1 protein-coding gene is annotated in these 576 nt (G+C 30.1%); it reads left to right on the forward strand.

The window, feature by feature from the left end; genetic code table 11:
- A partial coding sequence (locus G3997_RS05620) for an ATP-binding cassette domain-containing protein (RefSeq protein ID WP_296644185.1) occupies positions 1–451 on the forward strand: 451 nt, incomplete at its 5' end.
- Positions 452–576: the final 125 nt, after the last annotated feature.

Here is a 576-nt window from a genome sequence, read left to right on the forward strand (position 1 = left end):
AACTAACCTTTTAAAACCTACTAGTGGYGAAGTWATTCTAAATGGTAAAATTGGATATATGTTTCAAAAAGATAACTTACTAGAATGGAGAAACATAATGGACAATATAACTATTGGACTTGAAATTCAAAAGAAAAAAACCGATGAAGCAATGAAAAGAGTTGAAAGACTCCTAAAAACTTATGACTTATGGGAATTTAGAAATATGTATCCTAAAGAATTATCCGGAGGTATGAGACAAAGGGTAGCACTTATWAGAACACTTGCAGTAAACCCTGATATATTACTTCTTGATGAACCATTCTCTGCTCTTGATTATCAGACAAGGATATTAGTTAGTGATGATGTTTATAGAATAATTAAAAACGAAGGTAAATCTGCAATTCTCGTAACTCATGACATTTCAGAAGCTCTATCTTACAAAGTGCAACCTTTGATAAAAATGSTGTAAGTCTTGATAATACTGAATTTGATGSCAAATCAGTCAGTGTTGATTGTAGTGATTTTATCGAAAAAAAACTTACTGATAATACTTTTGGAGAAAGATTAAGAAAATCTAGATTAGAATTAGGATTG

The organism is Romboutsia sp. 13368, from assembly GCF_018336475.1.
In the GTDB taxonomy this organism is placed as follows: domain Bacteria; phylum Bacillota; class Clostridia; order Peptostreptococcales; family Peptostreptococcaceae; genus Romboutsia.